This is a genomic window from Paenibacillus sp. NPDC058071 (assembly GCF_042885235.1).
Classification (GTDB): domain Bacteria; phylum Bacillota; class Bacilli; order Paenibacillales; family Paenibacillaceae; genus Pristimantibacillus.
Genome location: NZ_JBHVSK010000001.1, coordinates 154236 through 172169 on the forward strand (window position 1 = coordinate 154236; position 17934 = coordinate 172169).

General features: G+C 51.7%; 18 protein-coding genes. 15 read left to right on the forward strand and 3 right to left on the reverse strand.

Annotation, left to right across the window (positions count from 1 at the left end; genetic code table 11):
* The first annotated feature begins 112 nt into the window (after positions 1–112).
* From ACFVTB_RS00665 to ACFVTB_RS00690, 6 genes are all read left to right on the forward strand, one after another.
* On the forward strand, positions 113–760 hold the full coding sequence (locus tag ACFVTB_RS00665; RefSeq protein ID WP_387744877.1) for an MOSC domain-containing protein: 648 nt from the start codon (positions 113–115) through the stop codon (positions 758–760).
* Positions 757–1788 carry a phosphotransferase gene (locus ACFVTB_RS00670; protein WP_387743650.1) on the forward strand — a complete coding sequence of 344 codons (1032 nt, stop codon included), beginning with the start codon at positions 757–759 and terminating at the stop codon, positions 1786–1788. The genes ACFVTB_RS00665 and ACFVTB_RS00670 overlap by 4 nt, the downstream gene beginning before the upstream one ends.
* Before the next feature lie 92 nt (positions 1789–1880).
* Positions 1881–2804, forward strand: a complete 924-nt coding sequence (locus ACFVTB_RS00675) for a polysaccharide deacetylase family protein (protein WP_387743653.1) — start codon at positions 1881–1883, stop codon at positions 2802–2804.
* Positions 2805–2869: 65 nt separating this feature from the next.
* A complete protein-coding gene (locus ACFVTB_RS00680; protein WP_387743656.1) occupies positions 2870–3826 on the forward strand; it encodes an AAA family ATPase in 957 nt (318 codons plus the stop codon).
* Positions 3827–3833: 7 nt separating this feature from the next.
* Positions 3834–4943: a DUF58 domain-containing protein gene (locus ACFVTB_RS00685; protein ID WP_387743659.1), complete on the forward strand. Its 1110-nt coding sequence runs from the start codon at positions 3834–3836 to the stop codon at positions 4941–4943.
* Positions 4940–6280 (forward strand): DUF4129 domain-containing protein, encoded by a 1341-nt coding sequence (locus ACFVTB_RS00690; RefSeq protein ID WP_387743662.1) that lies wholly within the window; start codon positions 4940–4942, stop codon positions 6278–6280. Before ACFVTB_RS00685 ends, ACFVTB_RS00690 begins: the two co-directional genes overlap by 4 nt.
* Before the next feature lie 23 nt (positions 6281–6303).
* On the opposite strand, the gene ACFVTB_RS00695 is transcribed toward ACFVTB_RS00690, so the two are convergent.
* Positions 6304–7293 carry a YpdA family putative bacillithiol disulfide reductase gene (locus ACFVTB_RS00695; RefSeq protein WP_387743664.1) on the reverse strand — a complete coding sequence of 330 codons (990 nt, stop codon included), beginning with the start codon at positions 7291–7293 and terminating at the stop codon, positions 6304–6306.
* Positions 7294–7432: 139 nt separating this feature from the next.
* Here ACFVTB_RS00695 and ACFVTB_RS00700 point away from each other — a divergent pair, with 139 nt between their 5' ends.
* A complete protein-coding gene (locus ACFVTB_RS00700; protein ID WP_387743667.1) occupies positions 7433–7963 on the forward strand; it encodes an ADP-heptose synthase in 531 nt (176 codons plus the stop codon).
* A gap of 39 nt (positions 7964–8002) precedes the next feature.
* On the opposite strand, the gene xerS is transcribed toward ACFVTB_RS00700, so the two are convergent.
* Positions 8003–9106, reverse strand: coding sequence for a tyrosine recombinase XerS (xerS, locus tag ACFVTB_RS00705; RefSeq protein ID WP_387743670.1), 1104 nt, complete (start codon positions 9104–9106; stop codon positions 8003–8005).
* Positions 9107–9361: 255 nt separating this feature from the next.
* On the opposite strand from xerS, the gene sleB reads away from it, so the two are divergent.
* From sleB to ACFVTB_RS00730, 5 genes are all read left to right on the forward strand, one after another.
* Positions 9362–10018: a spore cortex-lytic enzyme gene (sleB, locus tag ACFVTB_RS00710; RefSeq protein WP_387743673.1), complete on the forward strand. Its 657-nt coding sequence runs from the start codon at positions 9362–9364 to the stop codon at positions 10016–10018.
* 205 nt (positions 10019–10223) lie between these two features.
* Positions 10224–10754 carry a hypothetical protein gene (locus ACFVTB_RS00715; RefSeq protein WP_387743676.1) on the forward strand — a complete coding sequence of 177 codons (531 nt, stop codon included), beginning with the start codon at positions 10224–10226 and terminating at the stop codon, positions 10752–10754.
* Positions 10755–10778: 24 nt separating this feature from the next.
* The gene (locus ACFVTB_RS00720; RefSeq protein ID WP_387743678.1) at positions 10779–11555 is read left to right on the forward strand and encodes a hypothetical protein; all 777 of its coding nucleotides are present in this window, start codon (positions 10779–10781) and stop codon (positions 11553–11555) included.
* A 43-nt stretch (positions 11556–11598) separates the two neighbouring features.
* Positions 11599–12150 (forward strand): GNAT family N-acetyltransferase, encoded by a 552-nt coding sequence (locus ACFVTB_RS00725; protein ID WP_387743681.1) that lies wholly within the window; start codon positions 11599–11601, stop codon positions 12148–12150.
* A 386-nt stretch (positions 12151–12536) separates the two neighbouring features.
* Positions 12537–13064, forward strand: coding sequence for a YceI family protein (locus tag ACFVTB_RS00730; protein WP_387743684.1), 528 nt, complete (start codon positions 12537–12539; stop codon positions 13062–13064).
* A 126-nt stretch (positions 13065–13190) separates the two neighbouring features.
* Here the strand turns inward: ACFVTB_RS00730 and ACFVTB_RS00735 are convergent, their stop codons facing one another.
* Positions 13191–14012 carry an AraC family transcriptional regulator gene (locus tag ACFVTB_RS00735; RefSeq protein WP_387743687.1) on the reverse strand — a complete coding sequence of 274 codons (822 nt, stop codon included), beginning with the start codon at positions 14010–14012 and terminating at the stop codon, positions 13191–13193.
* A 117-nt stretch (positions 14013–14129) separates the two neighbouring features.
* On the opposite strand from ACFVTB_RS00735, the gene ACFVTB_RS00740 reads away from it, so the two are divergent.
* From ACFVTB_RS00740 to ACFVTB_RS00750, 3 genes are all read left to right on the forward strand, one after another.
* Positions 14130–15452, forward strand: a complete 1323-nt coding sequence (locus ACFVTB_RS00740) for an alpha-L-fucosidase (protein ID WP_387743690.1) — start codon at positions 14130–14132, stop codon at positions 15450–15452.
* A 101-nt stretch (positions 15453–15553) separates the two neighbouring features.
* Entirely contained in the window at positions 15554–15772 is a 219-nt protein-coding gene (locus tag ACFVTB_RS00745; protein WP_387743693.1) for a cold-inducible protein YdjO-related protein, read from the forward strand.
* 78 nt (positions 15773–15850) lie between these two features.
* Complete coding sequence (locus ACFVTB_RS00750) at positions 15851–17800, forward strand: ATP-dependent DNA helicase (RefSeq protein WP_387743696.1); 1950 nt, start codon at positions 15851–15853, stop codon at positions 17798–17800.
* The last annotated feature ends 134 nt before the right edge of the window (positions 17801–17934 follow it).

The following is a 17934-nucleotide window of genomic DNA, read 5'->3' on the forward strand; positions in this document are numbered from 1 at the left end:
CCTACAACGATTATAATAGAGATATTGATCCTAGAAGATGGGAGGACTTCCATTGACGATTTCGTATAGCGGCCTCATCGTATCGCTCAACATCGGCAAGCCCGTTGAAGCGATGCATGGCGCCAAGCCGGTTATGACTGGCATTTTCAAGTCGTCTTCGGCTGAGACACACAGGCTGGGAAAAAGCGGCCTCTCCGGCGACGGGCAAGCCGATCTCGTTCATCATGGCGGTCCCGACAAGGCAGTATGCGTTTATTTCGAGCGGCATTACCCGTATTGGGAAAGCGTACTCCAGACTACGCTGCCGTTCGGCGCTTTTGGAGAAAACTGGACGCTGTCCGAATGGTCGGAGCAGCAGCTTTGCATTGGCGATTGCTTTAAGGCTGGCGACGTGATGGTACAGATCAGTCAGCCGCGGCAGCCCTGCTACAAAATCGGTCTAAGGCACGAACGACCGGAGCTCACCGCCCAAGTCGTTCAGACAGGCTACACAGGCTTCTATTTTCGGGTGCTGACTGAAGGAGACGTTGCGGCCGGGACGCATCTTGAGTTAACGCGGCGCGACCCGTCCGGTGTGACGATCACCGAAGCAAACCGCATCATGCACACAGACAAAATGGATATAGATGGTATGCAAGCGCTGCTTGCGGTGGATGCGCTGTCCGCCAGCTGGAAGGAAACGATAGCGACGCGGCTGAGTAAGCTTCTGCAAGAGGAGCGCCCGAGCGGGGGAGACCGGTCGGGAGGCGTGACGTTTTGACAAGACTACGAATGTCTGTATATCTCGAGCAATACCGGCTCGGATCGGATTGGACAACAGAGCCGGGTCCGAGCGGCATGAACAATACGACAACGTTGATCCGTTCGGGAAATAAACGTTATGTGCTTCGCGAATATAACAATCATAAAGACAGCAAGAAGGCGGAATTCGAACACGCCGTATTGAAAGCGCTACATACAGACGAGCGGTTGACGCTGTTGACGCCCGTTCCGCTGCCGAACGAGCAGAGAAATACGGTGACATTAGCGTCCGACGGAACGCTGGCGGCATTGTTCGAATTCATTCCGGGCGAAAGGCCCGACGTCTCTCGCCCGGAAATCGTTCGCTCCCTAGGTGCGGCAGCTGCCGAAATCTCGCTGGCGCTAGAAAGGCTGAAGGCATTGCCAGAGCCCATTTACGAGCCTTATTGGATGTTGGAGGACTCGTACGCCGCGATCAATGACGCTGCGGTGGCCGAGTTGACGTCTTCGTATGAGGAACTTACCAAGCGCTCCGAGAAACTTGCGGCGATTACCCGTTGCCGAAAACGGTTGGGCGAGCGGCTGGAAGCAATCAAATCGCTGCCCCGACAGTGGATTCACGGGGACGTGAACGCGTCAAATTCGCTTTCCGTCCGGGACGATGTGACCGCCATACTCGACTTTGAGTTTGTAACGATGGACGCGGGGGCCATGGAACCGGCCGTCGCTATAGCCGATCTTCTGAGCAGACAAAACGCGAATTGTAAGGAAAGGATCGCCTTGTTTTGCGAAGGGTTTGGCAGCGTAAGAAAGCTATCCGTCATAGAAGCGGAGCTAATGCCCGATCTCGTCCGGCTAAGGCTAATAGACGTGGCGCTGCATTTTGCGGTTAGACTGTTGGAACGACTGGATTCGCCAACCGTTCTTGCCGGGATTGTTGATAACGTCGAGGCGGCTTGCCGCTGGACGGAAGAGCATGAATCATGGCTTAGCGAGCTGGCAGTCCAGCATCTGGCCAGCGGTGAAGATAGGGGACTCAAACTTTAAATTAGCGCACCCCTCGTTTGAAGCAAAAGCCACAGATTTCGGCTTTGAGCCAGAATAGGAAATAAATATGATGATAAAGGAGCGGATCGGACATGAATGTCGGAACGGAACTCGGATACGGCAGCGAAGAACGGCTTTTAATCGTGAATGCGGACGATTACGGTTTGTGCAAATCATTTAATGCGGCTGCCGAGCAGCTGCTTGAGGAACAAGCGATCAGCTCCGCCACCATTATGATGCCGTGCAGATCTGCGAAGGAGGCCGCTTTGTGGAGCGCTCGTAACCCACAATATGATATCGGCATTCACTTGACATTTACAAGCGAATGGAACTCATACCGCTGGGGGCCCTTGAGCAAGTCGGAGGCGTCCCGTTCGCTTGTGACGAGCGAAGGCTGGTTTCCGAAAGATTGCAAGACGTTCGAGCTTCAGGCCGATTCCGCTGAAGTGCGGGCCGAGATGATTGCCCAGATCGAAACCGCGCTGTCTTATGGCATGCAGCCGACTCATGCGGATAATCATATGGGCAGCTTATACGGCCTGGAAACAGGCAAAAACTTTTTGCCCGAAGTGTTCGACGTCTGCGCCAAGTACGGCCTGCCATTCCGACTGCCGCGGCGCGTGTCCGCCGGAGAAAGCCAAATTGCGCCGCCGGAAATGGCCGAGCAAGCGCGCCAGTTGGGGCAGCTTGCTGATTCCAAGGGCGTCGTCATTCTTGATTACTTAGTTGGCCTGCCGTTCCCGCTGCAGCCGGATGAAACGTACGATTCGTTGAAAAAGGATATGAAATCACTACTGCGCAGCCTGCAGCCCGGCGTGACCGAGCTTATTATTCACCCTTCGCTCGTGACCGATGAGCTGCTGTCCTTCCACGGCCAGCCTTCGAAGCGCGGCATGGAATTTCAATTGTTCCGCGACAGAGACATTCAACGGACGATAGCCGAGGAGAAGATCAAACTCATTCATTGGCGCGACCTGCAAAAACTGCAGCGCAGCCGCAGCGGTTGGAAAGGGTAATCTCCGTAAATAGCGGCTCGATGCTGTTCCTACTAATGACTATATGCGAAAAGGAGCTTGCAACTATGTCCTATCAAGCTATTGCCGATCTTGCCGATCGTCTGCGCGCCAACATCGGCCGCGTTATCGTCGGGAAAGACCGCGTCGTTGACCAACTATTCATTGCTCTTGTCACATCCGGGCATGTGCTGCTCGAAGACGTTCCGGGCACGGGGAAAACGCTGCTCGTCAAGTCGCTCGCCAAATCGCTCAACCTGCAGTTCCGGCGCGTTCAATTCACGCCGGACCTGCTGCCTTCCGATTTGAGCGGCATTCAATATTACAATCAAAAGGAAAACGAATTCGAATTTCGCTCCGGGCCGCTTTTTACCCATTTATTGCTGGCTGACGAAATTAACCGGGCAACGCCGCGTACACAGTCGAGTCTGCTGGAGTGCATGGAGGAGCGTCAAATAAGCGTTGAAGGCGAAACGAGGCAGCTGGACAAGCCGTTTATGGTGCTGGCCACGCAAAACCCGGTGGAGCACCAGGGCACGTTCCCGTTGCCGGAAGCTCAGCTCGACCGATTTCTATTTAAAATCGCTATGGGCTATCCGACAACGGAGGAGGCGCTGCAAATTTTGCGCCGCTTCCAAACGGACGATCCGCTGGAACAGCTGCAGCCGGTAGCGACGGCATCCGAAATCGCCGAAGCGCAGCGCTCGTATAGAAGCGTACGCATATCGGACGATGTGCTGCGTTATTTGCTTTCGATCGTCGAGAAGACGAGAACCCGTCCCGAGGTACAGATGGGCGTTAGCCCGCGCGGAAGCCAAGCGCTGCTGCGCGCCGCTCAAGTACAAGCGATTCTTAACGGCCGCGATTACGTGACGCCAGACGACGTGAAAGCGATGGCCGCGCCGGTGCTCGCTCATCGCCTGTCGCTTCGGGGCATGCACCGCACGCAAAGCGGCGCCGATATTGTTGCCGCCATCCTGAAGGAGACGGAAGTGCCGACGGAAGCCGGCCTTTCCGTCGGTTAGGTCAACCATGCTGCTGCTTTGGTTCGGCATTTTCGCTATCCTCATTCTTTTCGTTCAGGCTAGGTTGTTTGCCCGCTATAGCTTGCGGCGTATTACTTACAGTCGGCATTTCCAAAAGCAAGCCTGCTTCCGAGGCGAGCAGTTGGAGCTCATCGAGCAGCTTTCCAACGAGAAATGGCTCCCGGTACCGTGGCTTCGAGTCGAGTCGCAGCTTTCATCCGGACTGACCTTTAAGAAACAAGATAATTTGGATGTATCCAGCGGACAGCTGCTGCAAAATCATAAAAGCTTTTTTACCCTTAAGCCGTACACGAAAGTGACTCGGAGGCATAAAATAACAGCGGCCAAGCGGGGCCGTTACCGCTTGCAATCGGTGACGCTCACCGGCAGCGACTTGCTAGGCACCCGCTATATGACGAAGCAACTGAAGCTCGACGGAGACGGCGAATTGATCGTCTACCCGTTGCCTGCCGAAGTTCCGGTTCACGAGCTGCCGACGAGCAGTTGGCAAGGAGATCGTTCGGTTCGAAGGTGGATTGTCGAGGATCCGTTTGTCGTCACGGGAGCGAGAGACTATCGCCCCGGCGACAGCTACAAGCAAGTGAATTGGAAAGCGACTGCAAGGGCGGGCAGACTTCAGGTGCACCAATACGATTTCACGGCTGACCGAAAGCTGATGATTTATTTGAACGGTGAAGACCGCGAAGGCATGTGGCGGGACGTGACTGATGAAGCGCTCATCGAGCGCGGCATCGAATGGGCCGCCGGAGCGGCCCAAACCGTTCTGCAGGAAGGAATGGAGGCCGGCTTCTGTACGAACCTGACGGTGGAAGGACGAGTGGAAAGCACGATGGTAGAGTCTCGAAGCGGCGGCGGACAATTGACGGAGCTGCTTGAGACGATGGCAGCGCTTACGCTCTCGCGGACGGAGCTGTTCAGCGAATTGCTGGAGAGGGAAGGCCGAAACCTTGCTTTTAGACAAGATATACTCGTTATTTCGGCGTACTGGAATGATGGGCTGCAAGCCATCGCTGATCGGTTGCGCGCAGACGGTCATGCGGTGGCAGTCTGGCAATTAGAGCCGGATGATGTGGAAAAGGCGGGTGCCGCCATATGAATGGAAAAAGGATAGGACAAGCCGCGGTCAGAAGCGCTGCGGAGACGCTGTTTTATTTGCCTTTAGCGACAGTTTCGGGGGCACTCGCATATGTGCCCGCGATGACGGTGATTTGGCTGCTGACTCTTCCGCTATGCGGGGCGCTCGGTGCTGCCGCAGTGCTTGCGCTGCCGCGGGCGGAACGCCGAATTACAAGGTGGCTGTTCGCTTGTCTCGGAGGGGCGGCACATGGCGTTCTGCTGTTTGCTGTAAGCACAATGGGCGGTCATGCCGTTTCCTATGATTACATTGCATTGTCGATTGTAATCAGCACTGTATCGACGCTGAGGGGGATTATCAGTGTCGGAAGCGCCTGGAGAGTGGCTTTCCCGACCTCATTTGTGCTATACGGTTTAATCACGCATTTGCTTGTTCAGCCGTTAAAGGGCAGGCTGGAGCTGTTCGCGCCCTATGAATGGATACTGACTTATGCAGGCGTTGCAGCTCTCATCCTCTTTTTCTTCCTTGCAAACGAACGACTCGTAGCTGGAGAAACGGAAGCGGACGGACGGAAGAACGTATCTGCCGCCGGATCTTTCAAGAAGCATAATCGGGCGCTGGTCGCTATCCTTGTCGCGGCGTTAACGGTTATGAGCCTATTCCGGCAAATCCAACAGGCGGTGGAACGGTTTGTCCGATCGATTTGGGAAGCCATTCTTGCCTTTATTAATCGTCCGGTTGAACGCGAGCTGCCTCCGGAAGAGAACGTTCCTGTAGAGCCTGCCGAGCCGCTGCCGCAGGAGGAAGCGCCCGAGCCCGCTGCTTGGCTCCAGCTGCTGGAGAAGGCGCTGGAGCTGATCATTTGGTTCATCATCATTGCGGGCGTTCTGGTGCTGCTGTTCTTTATCGGCAAATGGCTCTATAAGGGGATTCGGACCATTGCCGATCGGCTTCTGGAGCGTTCCGCTGAACGGCCGGGAGAAGATGAGGGCTATGTGGACGAGGTTGAAAATTTAACGACATTAAGAAAGGGAAAAACAAATCCCTCCAATCGAAGAAAGCGATCGCCTTCGGCGCTGAAATGGGAACAATTGACGGGAAGCGCGGAGCGCATCCGATACTTGTATCGGCGTTATTTGCTAAGGGAGATTGAACAAGGGTATTCGTTTCAGCCGCATTTAACGCCAGCGGAAACGGCGACCGACATCGCCTCGCGGCGCAGCGGGCAAAGGATGAGCGAAGCGGAAAACCAGCTGCTGCAAAGATACACGGAGGTCCGTTACGGAGATATACAGCCGGAGGCCGAACAGGCCGAGCAATTAAAAAAGCGGCTTGACGATGCAAGCCGCAACCGATAAAAAGTAAACCAGGCTTCGCCGTATTAAGGAGCGACCCGAGAAGCGACGATGTGCGCCGCGATTTTGGTGCCATGATAACGTCCGCTTTCAATAAAAATTTCATTCGCTTCATGCTTGGAGGCGACGACGCCGGCGAGAAACAAGCTCGGCACGTTCGTCTCCATTGTATTTTCATCAAAGGAAGGGAATCCTTCCTCAGTAATTTCGACGCCGGCGTCCGTTAAAAATTCACGGTCCGGATGAAAGCCCGTCAAAGCCAAGACGAAATCATTCGGCAGCGAAACTTGTCCTTCCCCGTTCTCGACGACAACTGAGCGTTTGTCGATTTCAACGACGCGGGAAGCGAGCAGCATCCGAATCGTACCGTTTTCAACTTTCTTCTCGAATATGGGGCGTACCCAAGGTTTAATGCTGCGGGAATAGGTTTCGCCCCGGTAGATGACGGTTACTTTCGCTCCGGCTCGTTCCAGTTCAAGCGCAGCGTCGATCGCCGAATTGCTGCCCCCGATTATCGCAACCTCCATGCCGGTGTACGGATGCGATTCTCTGAAGAAATGGGTCACTTTGTCCAGCTGTTCGCCCGGTATGCCCAAGTAATTCGGATGATCGAAATAACCGGTGGCGACGATCACGTAACGACTGGAGTAGCTTTGTTGGTCGCCGAAACGGTCGACGCTTTCAAGCTTGAAGCGCCCGTCAGGAGAGGGCGAGAGGCTCGTTACGGTTTCATAGGCATTAATATTCAGCTCGTGCCGCAGAGCGGCTGTCCGATAATAATTAATTGCTTCCAGTCGAGACGGCTTCTCGAACGGGCTTGTGAAAGGAATATCGCCAATTTCCAGCCTGTCCGACGTACTAAAGAAGTTCATATAGGTGGGATACTGCGAAATAGAATGTACGATATTGCTTTTTTCAATAATAAGCGGTTTTATGCCAATACGCTGAAGCTCGATGGCGGCTGCTAAACCGCAGGGGCCGGCTCCGATTATGATAGCTTCTTCCTGATGATTCATGTCCTCTCCTCCTATAATCTATTTTCCAATTGTACCGCGCCGCGCGGAAATAACGCAAATTTGGCGTTTGGCTATCTTGTACACGCAAAGGAATATTGTATAATAATGTGGAACCGTTTCAACCGAAGGAGGAGCAAGCATGCGGCGGCGATTTGTAATAGAGGCAGTTATGGTGGCAACTTATGGACATCTTCTCGTTCCGAGCCGTCCGATCGATTATGTCGTGCCTTATTCGACGATACTTGAACTATACGATATGAGAGACGGGTCCGACCCGGTTATGGATAATGCGGATGACGATGCACATGTGCGCGGTAAAATTTCGGAGCTGATCGCGTTTTTCGAAGACCCGCTGAACCGGAAAAAAATCGAAAAGGCGATGCAGATGCCATGGCGGGAGAGCTCTCCGCTGCTGCTCAGCGATGAAATTCAGTTTACCGTCGTGCACGCGGTAGACAACGCTTCTTACGGGGAATTTTTTGATCCGATCGAGACCGAGCTTCTGCTCACCGGCTCGAAGCTGAACGTACCGCTTTTATCCGATCAGTTTGAATTCCAGGATCGGCTGATCGAAGCCGAAGTTCCGGTGCAGGTGTACGATATCGAGGATTTCGAATTCGCAGTAGAGGAAGGCATCTCCACTGTTGACGCGGGTTTACGCGGCGAATAGCCGCTGTGGGTACCTCAATAGAACAAGCCGGATTCCGTTTTATACGGAACCGGCTTGTTTGTTTTCTGAACGAATGCGGTCAATCGCTTCAGCCATCGTTTTGTCAGTCAAATGCGCATAGATTTGCGTCGTTTCCGGTGAGGCATGCCCGAGCTGCTCCTGCGTCATATACAGATCGTTGCGTAAATAATAATCGGTTGCGAACGAATGGCGAAGCTTATGGACTGATAAGTAAGGCTTGCCGAACCGTTTCGCATATTTGATTACCATTTCTTGAATGGCTCGCTTGGTCATGCGGGAGCCTTCTTTTTTGCCGTTGGCGATGGCAAGGAAGAGGGCTTTTTCGCGTCTCGGCGCTTTGTAACGGACATCCCTTAGCTGCAAATAAGCAATCAGGTCGGCAGTCGCCTCCTGACGGAAATAAACCGGCGTTTTAAACGTATCGTCGTTCTTGCCTTTGCGGAATACGTAGCAAAGCTGTTTCTTGACGTCGATATCGTCCACATTCAGATTAACGACCTCGGATACACGCAAGCCGGAATGAAGAATGAGGCTGACGATGCAGGAGTCCCGAGTTTGATTGAGCTGGTAGGAGAATAGCGCTTGCTTATTGTCCGCGACATCCTTCTCGTAATAATGGGCGATATAGGCCATAAACTCGGCTATTTCCTCTTCTTGCAGCAGCTTGCCTTCCAGCTTGGCCGCCGTATCCTTCGGCTTATGCGTCCTTTTAATCGTTACTTTCGCCATGACATTGCGCTTGAGCAAAGGGTAAAAGTCGTCATCCTCGGCGATTTGGCTTAAATAATGAAACAAAGAACGAAGCGAGGATAATTTGCGCGTAATCGTTGTTCTCGTATTGGCGTGCGCCGGGTCGGTCGCAAGAAACATACGAAAGTGATCGATGCTGTCCATATGGAGACGTTCCAGTTCGCTAAGCGCGACGTCTTTAACCACCGTCGCTTTCGATAGGCCTTCTACGATCATCCAGGTCAAAAACAATTCGTAGTCCCGCACATACTCCAGGAGGGAGGAGGGGGAGAGGTCCGGAAGCTTGTAATTGACGAACTTCTCTATGTACCAGGGCATCTTGGGCACTCGTTTGTCCAATTCCTGACGGTCTTTTACTTTTATGACATTCATGCTGACAGACACCTCGCTTGTTCGATTCGCTTTCTATATTGTACCAATTTGGGCTGTCCGGAACAATGAAAAGCATCGGCGGGGAGCAGGAAGCATCATCCCAAATGTTGCATTAGCAAATAAATGTAATTAATGGATTAGGGTTACTTGTTATGAGGCATTATGTTAAACTCGTAAAAAATAAGCCGAGCAACATGATTAATGCCGATTTTTTACAATATGAATTATTAAAATTATGAGGAGGACTTCATAATAATGAGGAATAAAAAAATTATGATAAAAAGTATATTATTTATTATTACAATAATGATGATTATGCCGCTTCAAGCGGCAATGGCGGCCGCACCGGCGACGCTGAAATACGGGGATCAAGGAATTGATGTTCCTGATTTGCAGTATCGGCTGAAGACGCTTGGCTATTTTACGAACAACGCGCTGACCGACTTTTACGGCAGACAGACGGAAGATGCCGTTAGAAGATTTCAACGCGATTACGGGTTGAACAGCGACGGCGTCGCCGGCAGCCAGACATGGAGCACGCTAAAAAAAGTGTCGGCGAATGAGCGCGAAATGAACTTGCTTGCTCGAATCGTATATTCCGAAGCTCGCGGGGAAAGCTATACCGGACAAGTAGCGGTTGCGGCGGTCGTATTGAACCGTCTCGCATCTTCGCAATTCCCGGATACGATTCAAGGCGTTATTGAACAATCGGGCGCGTTCACTGCGGTTGCTGACGGTCAATATTATTTGACGCCGAACTCTACGGCTTACCGGGCGGCGCAGGATGCGCTGCGGGGCGTAGATCCAACGGGAGATGCGCTGTATTATTTTAACCCGAAAACAGCGACATCGAAATGGATTTGGTCGCGTCCGCAAACGGTTCAAATCGGCAATCATATTTTTGCGAGATAACAAATGCTCCAAACCATGCAATCGGTATAGCTCAGGCACCGCCGTTCCTTTATTTCAAAGGGCGGCGGTTTTTTTCATATAAACCGGAAATGAATCGGACGCAAAAATAGGAAAAACCGGCGGCATAAATTTCTCTTTTCGCGTTTTGGGCTTCCGCCTACAATGGGGGTATCCAAACCAAACGGACAAAGGGGTAATTCATCGAATGGAAAATCCGCTGTATACGTATAAATCGATCGTCAAGCTGCGAATGACCAGGCATTATATGCCGATGCTAATGATATGCACCGCTTTTATGGACGGCGACTCGCTCTGGCGCAAGGAAAGCGGGCAAGCCAGCTTCGGCGCAATCGTTGCCCGAATTGTTCGGCTCATCCGGAACGAGACGGCTCTATTAATCGGAAAGTCGACCGATTCCGCACTGTTACCAGAAGCCGGACATTCTGGCAGCATGGACGATCCCCCTAAGCTGATCGCTGAAATTGAGAATGCCGTTACTGCTTTCGGAGAGGCTGTCGAGAGCGCAGACTGCAAAGCGCTGGATATAGTCGGTACGATGCAGCTTGTTGAAGAAACGTCATCTCAGCTCGGCAAACTCATCGATTTGGCACAGCGCCGCTCGGGCCTTCAATTCCGATTTGCAGAAAATGGCTTCGACGAACGCAGCTTCCGGCGGCTAGTCAAAGAAGAGAGCACCGATCCGTTGATCGGCAGCGCCCGGTCTTCACGCGTTTGATCGGCAAAGGAGAGTGATGCTGCGATGGCAGATAAGAAAGCAATCGTCGATTTTGCGGATTGGAGCGAATATTTCCGTAAAAACAAAGATCAATTGGCGGAGATCGCTTGGAATGATCCCTATGGGCTATCGGCATCCGAGAGGGCCATTATCGCCGATTCCATTCAGCAATTTCAGCTTGGTGAAAGTTCGGAAGGACGGCATTTGCTGTTTCAGGCGAGAGCCTACGCGGAACGCTCCGGCGACTATGCCTATCTGGAGGCGATAACAGCTTTTATTCGCGAGGAGCAACGTCACGCACGCGATTTAGGCCAATTTATGAAAGTCCAGCAAATTCCGCTTATCCGGGCGCACTGGGTGGACGGCGTGTTTCGCAAGCTGCGAAAGTTTGCAGGGCTGGAATTGTCCGTCACCGTATTAATTACGGCGGAAATCATTGCAAAAGTATATTATGAAGCGTTAAAAAACTGCACGAAGTCGCCAGCCTTAAGAGGGCTTTGCGATCAAATATTGCGAGACGAGAATAAGCATGTGGAGTTCCAGTCGCTTACGCTGCGGAAGCTGGCGGCCAAGCAGGGTGCAATCCGCCATTTTCTCTCACGCGCCTTTCATCGCATTCTGTTTGAAGGCACGATCCTCGTCGTATGGCGCCAGCATCGCAAGGTGTTTAAGACGGGAGGCTTCGGCGTGTTGCGATATTTGAAGTCATGCCATGAGGAATATCGCGCATCCGCAGCGTTGATTGCAGGCAAATCCGCGAGCGCAACTAACACGGTCCCGCATGCGTCTATTCAAGAGTGAAGTAAACGAAAATGACCGAGATAATGAGACGAGGTGGACGGGGATGATTCCGTTTCCAGATCTGAAAACAGAACGATTGCTGCTGCGGGAGCTGACGGCTGGCGATGCCGAGTCTTTGTTCCGCTATTTTTCAGATGACAGGGTTACCGATTATTACGATTTGGAAACCTTCACGGAGACAAGCCAAGCCTTGGCCTTAATAGAAACGTGGCAAGCAGGGTGGAGGCAAGACATATGCTTGCGTTTTGGCATCGCCCTTTCGCATGATCCTTCGAATATCATCGGCACTTGCGGCTTCCACGGCTGGAGGAGGGAGCATAGCAGGACGCAGATCGGCTACGAGCTGAATCCTGCTTATTGGGGAAAGGGCATTATGGCGGAAGCACTCGCTGCCGTTATTGAATTCGGGTTTGAACAGATGGGCTGGAATCGCATAGAAGCGCTTATCCACTCCGCCAACGACCGTTCGCGGCAGTTGCTTGAGAAGTCGGGATTTCGGGAAGAAGGATACCTCCGCGAATATTATTGGGAAAAGGGAAAGTTTATCGATGCCGTTATTTTCTCTATGCTGAGCAATGAATACAAGTCCAGGTAAAAGGGCTGCACCAAACCGTTCCGTTTGCGAGCGGTTTTTTTTATTTCATTCTTAGACTCAAACTTAAAATCAGTGATTGAAGGAAAAGGAGAAAAAGTGGAGGGGCAGAGGGTTTCTGGAGAAACGGAAGTGTTCGCTTTTAAAGCCAGATTCCTACCGCAAACCACTATCAACTAAAGGAATCGGGCTTTAATGGCGATCGGAAGAACCCTCTGACACGTAACGCCTCCCCTCCAATAAGTCAAGCACTGATTCGGTTTTGAGCTTGATAAAAAAAGTTTGAGGAAACGATTGACAAGGCAAAAGCTTCCGATTATATTATATATACTTACTAAAAGTAATTAATAATATATTAGTAATTAACACATAATTCGGAGGTTTTAATCATGGGAAAATCTAAATGGAACGTAGACTTCACGCACAGCAGCATCGACTTTACCATTAAACATATGATGATCGCGAATGTGAAAGGCACTTTTCATACGTTTGAAGCGTTGATCGAGGCGGACCCGCAAGACTTGACTAGCGCGGATATAGCGTTCAATATCGATTTGGCCAGCATCGATACGCGTAACGCGGATCGGGACAACCATTTACGGACGGGCGACTTTTTCGAAATCGAGAAATATCCGACCCTATCCTTCAAGGCGGCTTCCATCGTACGAACGGGTGAAGGGAAATATGACGTGACCGGGGAAGTTCAGCTGCACGGCGTCACTCGCTCCGAGACGTTTGCCGTTATTTTCGAGGGCGCAGGCAAAGATCCATCGGGCAAGGAGATAGCGGGCTTCAGCGCCAAAGGCGTTATTAATCGAAGCAATTATGGATTGACCTACAATGCCGCGTTGGAGACGGGCGGCGTACTGATCAGCGATGAAGTGCAAATCATCATTGAGATTGAGCTGAACAAATAAAATCGTTTGGATAGCAGAGGGCGGGGTGTCCCAAAAGTCAGAGATGACTAAGGGATGCCCCTTCTTTTCTGTTTGCGCAGTTTTCGCCAAAGATGGGGTGCATGCTAGACGATGTACTCACTCGCACTAAAGCTGAGAGCGGTATTCTGAAGGGCTGTAGCCCGCTTCTTTTTTGAACATTTTCGAGAAATAGTTCGCATCTTCAAAGCCTGTCGACAGGGCAATCTCTTTAATGCTCGAGGACGTTGTCTGCAGCAGCAATTTTGCCTTATCCATCCGTTTCAAATTCACATAACGGAGAGGCGGGATACCGAAATGCCGTTTGAAGTATTTTATAAAATAGTTGGGGTGCAAATGCAGCAAGGCAGCCATTCGATCAACTGTCACCTCTTCATGCAGATGATTCTCGATGTACTGTTGAATAATGGACAGCCGCTCCATTTCATCCGTCTTGTTTTGCAAAATATGGATAGGCTCTTGTTCGATAATGCGCGATAGAATGTCGAGCAGCACCGATTTTTCTTTTAACCGCGCCGTTACTGAGCTTTGCCTGTTCGCCTCCGACAGCTGTCCGAACAGCTCTCGCATGATCGCCGGATCAAGCGAATCATAGCAATATGGCACATCCAGCCACTGGAAGACGTCCGAGTCACCGACCGTTGCAGAGAAATGACACCAATATTTTAGAAAAGGCTTGTCGCTGATCGTTGAATACGATTGCTGGATGTGAGCCGGCATTAAGATAAGCTGCCCCGGTACCGGATAGAGCTCATGCTCTCCGATCTTCAGCCAGCCTTCTCCTTCTAAAATATAATAGAGCTTATTGTAGGACGGCGTATAGTCGATGTCTCTCCATTCTGGCCAGCACTGCTGTTTTTTGGCCTCCCATATGTGAACCTGCATGTTGGCGACCATTTGTTGGACGGCCATATCCCGGTTGTCGGTCATTGCGGCTTAACCTCGATTATAGTTAGTTTTGTACCCGTACAGGTTAGGCATCTATCTGTCTATTCTATCATAACCTTGCTAAAATCAAAGTCATTCCAGCTGACGGAGGTTGATACAATGGGCACGCAAAAAGCAAATCTGATTCAAGAAAGAATCGAACGGACGGAGTGGTTTTTGAAAGAACGCTTCGGGATGTTCATCCACTGGGGACTATATGCGATTCCGGCGAGGGGCGAATGGATTCGTTCGACCGAACAGATAAGCGTGGAAGATTATGAGCCATATTTCGATGAGTTTGATCCTGTTGACTATAACCCGAGAGAATGGGCAAAAGCCGCGAAGCAGGCCGGCATGAAGTATGCCGTTCTAACCGCAAAGCATCATGAGGGCTTCTGTCTCTTCGACAGCAAGCTGACCGAATATAAATCAACGAATACGAAAGCAGGCCGAGATCTTGTAAGCGAGTTTCTGGAGGCTTTCCGCGCAGAGGGCCTAAAGGTTGGTTTGTACTATTCCATCATTGATTGGCATCACGAGGATTACCCGGCATATGGGGACAATTTCCACCCGATGAGGAATGATGAGAACTTCAAACGCGATCCGCAAACCTTCGGCCGCTACGTCGATTACATGCACGGCCAAGTGCGCGAGCTCTTGACGAATTACGGCAAGCTGGACATTATGTGGTTCGACTTTTCTTACGATACGATGCGCGGCGAGAAATGGCGGGCTACGGAGCTAATGGAGATGATGCGCGAGCTGCAGCCGCATATTGTCATCGACAACCGCTTGGAAGGCAGCAGCGAGGGCGGCGGCACGATGTATACGGATGATCCGACCATTTACGCCGGAGACTTCGCTTCCCCTGAGCAAATTATTCCGCCGGGCGGCATCGTTGCGCATGACGGGACACCGTTGCCTTGGGAAGCCTGCGTTACGCTCAACAACAATTGGGGATATGCGGCAGCCGATCACTATTATAAAAAACCATCAACCATCATCCGCAAATTAGTCGAATGTGTAAGCAAAAACGGCAATATGCTGTTGAATGTGGGACCCGATGCGAAAGGCAATATCCCGAAGGAATCGCTCGATATTTTAAGCGAAGTGGGCGACTGGATGAGCCGCAATGGCAGCAGTATCTATGGTTGCGGCTCCTCCGAATGGTCGAAGCCGGAATGGGGACGGTATACGCAGCGCGGAAATAAGCTGTATGCCCATGTATTCGAAGAGAGCATCGGCCCGATTAATCTAGCCGGGCTTGCCGGCAAGCTCAAGAAAGCGCGATTGCTTGCTGACGGCTCGGAGCTCATCTTGAGCAGGCCTTGGAACACAGCTGAGTTTGTGAATGATGCTTACGTCAATTTTTCTAAAGCGGATTCACTCTCTTATCCATTGCCGGATTCACGAAATACGGTTATTGAACTGGAACTTATCTAAATAGAGCGGCTGGATGAGGATTTCCTTTGACTTGCGCTATTCGAATCTGCTATATTTATCGAGATTGTTTGTAAGCGTACAGATGAAAGGAATGCGAATCATTGGCTACAAGTGAAGACATCGAGAAACCGAAGCTGCTGCCTACCAAAATTTTGAAGTGCAAAAATCCGGAATGTAAAGCGTGGGTCAGAGAAGAATTTGCAACAGCGGAGCAGCAGTGCCCGATGTGCAAAGGGCCGATGCACCGCAGCATGAAGCATTTGCCGGCCGTGCAGAACAAACCGAAGAGGCAGCCGCGCAAACCGAAATCCGATTTTTAATCCGACAACCGATTTAAATCAGGGACTACATAAACGACTGCGTGCTTGCACGCAGTCGTTTGCAGTGATGGAGGCAATATGACAGGGAATCCTTATCCGTTTTCATTCGATCCGAAGCAGCCGTTTATTCAACAGGCGAGCGATTGGATTGCCGACGTGTTTTACGAGAAGCTGCCGGAAGCAGGCTTCGAAACGAGAGACGAGCAAATTTTTATGGCGTTCCAGCTGGAACGCGCCTATGCGGAGAAACAGACGATATTCGCAGAGGCGGGCGTTGGCACCGGAAAGACGCTCGCTTATTTGCTGTACGCGATTTGCTATGCGCGTTATACTCGGAAGCCTGCGGTCATCGCCTGCGCGGACGAATCGCTAATCGAGCAGCTCGTTAAGCAGGAGGGTGACATCGCCAAGCTGGCTCGGCATCTCGATGTGCAGGTCGATGTACGCCTTGCGAAATCGCCCGACCAATATGTTTGCTTGAACAAGCTGGACGACGCCCGATCTGGGCTTGACGATGCGGAGCTGTATGACGATATTTATCGCGAGCTTCCCGATTTTGTTCATAAGCCGGCGGCGATGCAAAGCTTTTTTCCATACGGCAGCCGTAAAGACTACGAACAGCTCAACGACTCGCAATGGGATAAGATCGGCTGGGACGTGTTTCAGGATTGCCTTGTCTGCGATCGCCGTCACCGTTGCGGCCAGACGCTGTCCCGCGACCATTACCGGAAAGCTGTCGATCTTATTATATGTTCCCATGATTTCTATATGGAGCATGTATGGACGAGCGATGCGAGAAAACGCGAAGGGCAGCTTCCGCTTTTGCCTGAGCATAGCTCCGTCGTTTTCGACGAAGGCCATTTGCTGGAGACAGCGGCTCAACAAGCGCTCACTTACAAGCTGAACCATGCCGTTTTCGAATCGATCATGACTCGGCTGCTGCAAGACGGCGTCAGAGAAACGCTGGCCGTGGCCGTCGAAGACGCGCTTGTGCAGAGCGAGCAATTGTTTGCGGCGATTGAACGTCAAAGCACGGACTCTCCAGGATCGGACCGGAAGGAAATCGGCTGGGACGGACAACTGCTGCGCGAAGTAAGCGCCCTCCAGGATACGCTGTCGCTTATCGAGGAAGAGCTCGTCTACGAAAGCGGGTTGTTCACGATAGATGACTACCAGCTTAAAATCGTAGAAGAGCATATCGAAATGATTCAACTCGCACTTTCTTTGTTCAAACGGCAGGAGCAGCCGATCAGCTGGGCGATGCCGGACAAGAACGGGCTGACTCTCGTCATTATGCCGCGAGGCGTGAAAGAAGTGCTGGCAGAGCATGTCTTTTCGCGAAAGATGCCGATCGTGTTTTCCTCGGCGACGCTGTCTGCGAATGGCTCGTTCGATTATATGAAGGCTGCACTCGGCGTAACCGATACGCTCGGATTTTCCGTTCCTTCGCCGTACGAATATGAAGAGCGCATGAGCGTGCATCTGCAAGACGCCGGGCGGTCGTACAGCTTCCGGCAAAAAGCCGAGCTGGCGATGGAACGGATGGAACAGTCGCAAGGCAGAACGCTGCTGCTGTTCTCCGATAAGCAGGAACTCAATCAGTTCCGTGCACTGCTAGTGGAAAGCGGGCGACTGTCCGAGTATCGATTCCTCTATGAAGGCGGCGCTGAAATCAGCCGGCTTATAGCGGAGTTCCAAAACGACGAGTCAAGCGTGCTTTGCGCCGTATCGCTCTGGGAGGGACTGGATATTCCGGGCTCATCCTTGTCCCAAGTTATTTTATGGACGCTTCCGTTCCCGCCGAACGATCCCGTATTCGCCGCTCGGCGCAAGGAGGAAGAGCGGCCATTCGAAACGGTCGATATGCCATATATGCTCTTGCGCTTGAAGCAGGGGATTGGAAGGCTGATCCGGACAAGGGACGACAGCGGGAGTATCGTTATTTTCGGCGAGCAGCTGAACCGGGAAGACGTGCGTTCGCAAGTGCTGCAGTCGCTGCCAGAAGGCGTCGAAGTAACATCGTTCTAATTAGTTAATAGAATCGAAGCTGGCCGAAGGAGCAATGGAGTCATTCCGTTGCTTCCTTCGGCTTTTTTTATGTGGAAGGGAGCGGATTGGCCTAACGTTTCAAGGAACTGCGTTTTCAAGTTCCATCGCCTGAA

Excerpts from the sequence above, each read along its gene's own strand:
- ACFVTB_RS00665 (WP_387744877.1), top strand. The coding sequence starts at position 113 with ATGCATGGCGCCAAGCCGGTTATGACTGGCATTTTCAAGTCGTCTTCG.
- ACFVTB_RS00675 (WP_387743653.1), top strand. The coding sequence starts at position 1,881 with ATGAATGTCGGAACGGAACTCGGATACGGCAGCGAAGAACGGCTTTTA.
- ACFVTB_RS00680 (WP_387743656.1), top strand. The coding sequence starts at position 2,870 with ATGTCCTATCAAGCTATTGCCGATCTTGCCGATCGTCTGCGCGCCAAC.
- ACFVTB_RS00685 (WP_387743659.1), top strand. The coding sequence starts at position 3,834 with ATGCTGCTGCTTTGGTTCGGCATTTTCGCTATCCTCATTCTTTTCGTT.
- ACFVTB_RS00690 (WP_387743662.1), top strand. The coding sequence starts at position 4,940 with ATGAATGGAAAAAGGATAGGACAAGCCGCGGTCAGAAGCGCTGCGGAG.
- ACFVTB_RS00695 (WP_387743664.1), bottom strand. The coding sequence starts at position 7,293 with ATGAATCATCAGGAAGAAGCTATCATAATCGGAGCCGGCCCCTGCGGT.
- ACFVTB_RS00700 (WP_387743667.1), top strand. The coding sequence starts at position 7,433 with ATGCGGCGGCGATTTGTAATAGAGGCAGTTATGGTGGCAACTTATGGA.
- xerS (WP_387743670.1), bottom strand. The coding sequence starts at position 9,106 with ATGAATGTCATAAAAGTAAAAGACCGTCAGGAATTGGACAAACGAGTG.
- sleB (WP_387743673.1), top strand. The coding sequence starts at position 9,362 with ATGAGGAATAAAAAAATTATGATAAAAAGTATATTATTTATTATTACA.
- ACFVTB_RS00715 (WP_387743676.1), top strand. The coding sequence starts at position 10,224 with ATGGAAAATCCGCTGTATACGTATAAATCGATCGTCAAGCTGCGAATG.
- ACFVTB_RS00720 (WP_387743678.1), top strand. The coding sequence starts at position 10,779 with ATGGCAGATAAGAAAGCAATCGTCGATTTTGCGGATTGGAGCGAATAT.
- ACFVTB_RS00725 (WP_387743681.1), top strand. The coding sequence starts at position 11,599 with ATGATTCCGTTTCCAGATCTGAAAACAGAACGATTGCTGCTGCGGGAG.
- ACFVTB_RS00730 (WP_387743684.1), top strand. The coding sequence starts at position 12,537 with ATGGGAAAATCTAAATGGAACGTAGACTTCACGCACAGCAGCATCGAC.
- ACFVTB_RS00735 (WP_387743687.1), bottom strand. The coding sequence starts at position 14,012 with ATGACCGACAACCGGGATATGGCCGTCCAACAAATGGTCGCCAACATG.
- ACFVTB_RS00740 (WP_387743690.1), top strand. The coding sequence starts at position 14,130 with ATGGGCACGCAAAAAGCAAATCTGATTCAAGAAAGAATCGAACGGACG.
- ACFVTB_RS00750 (WP_387743696.1), top strand. The coding sequence starts at position 15,851 with ATGACAGGGAATCCTTATCCGTTTTCATTCGATCCGAAGCAGCCGTTT.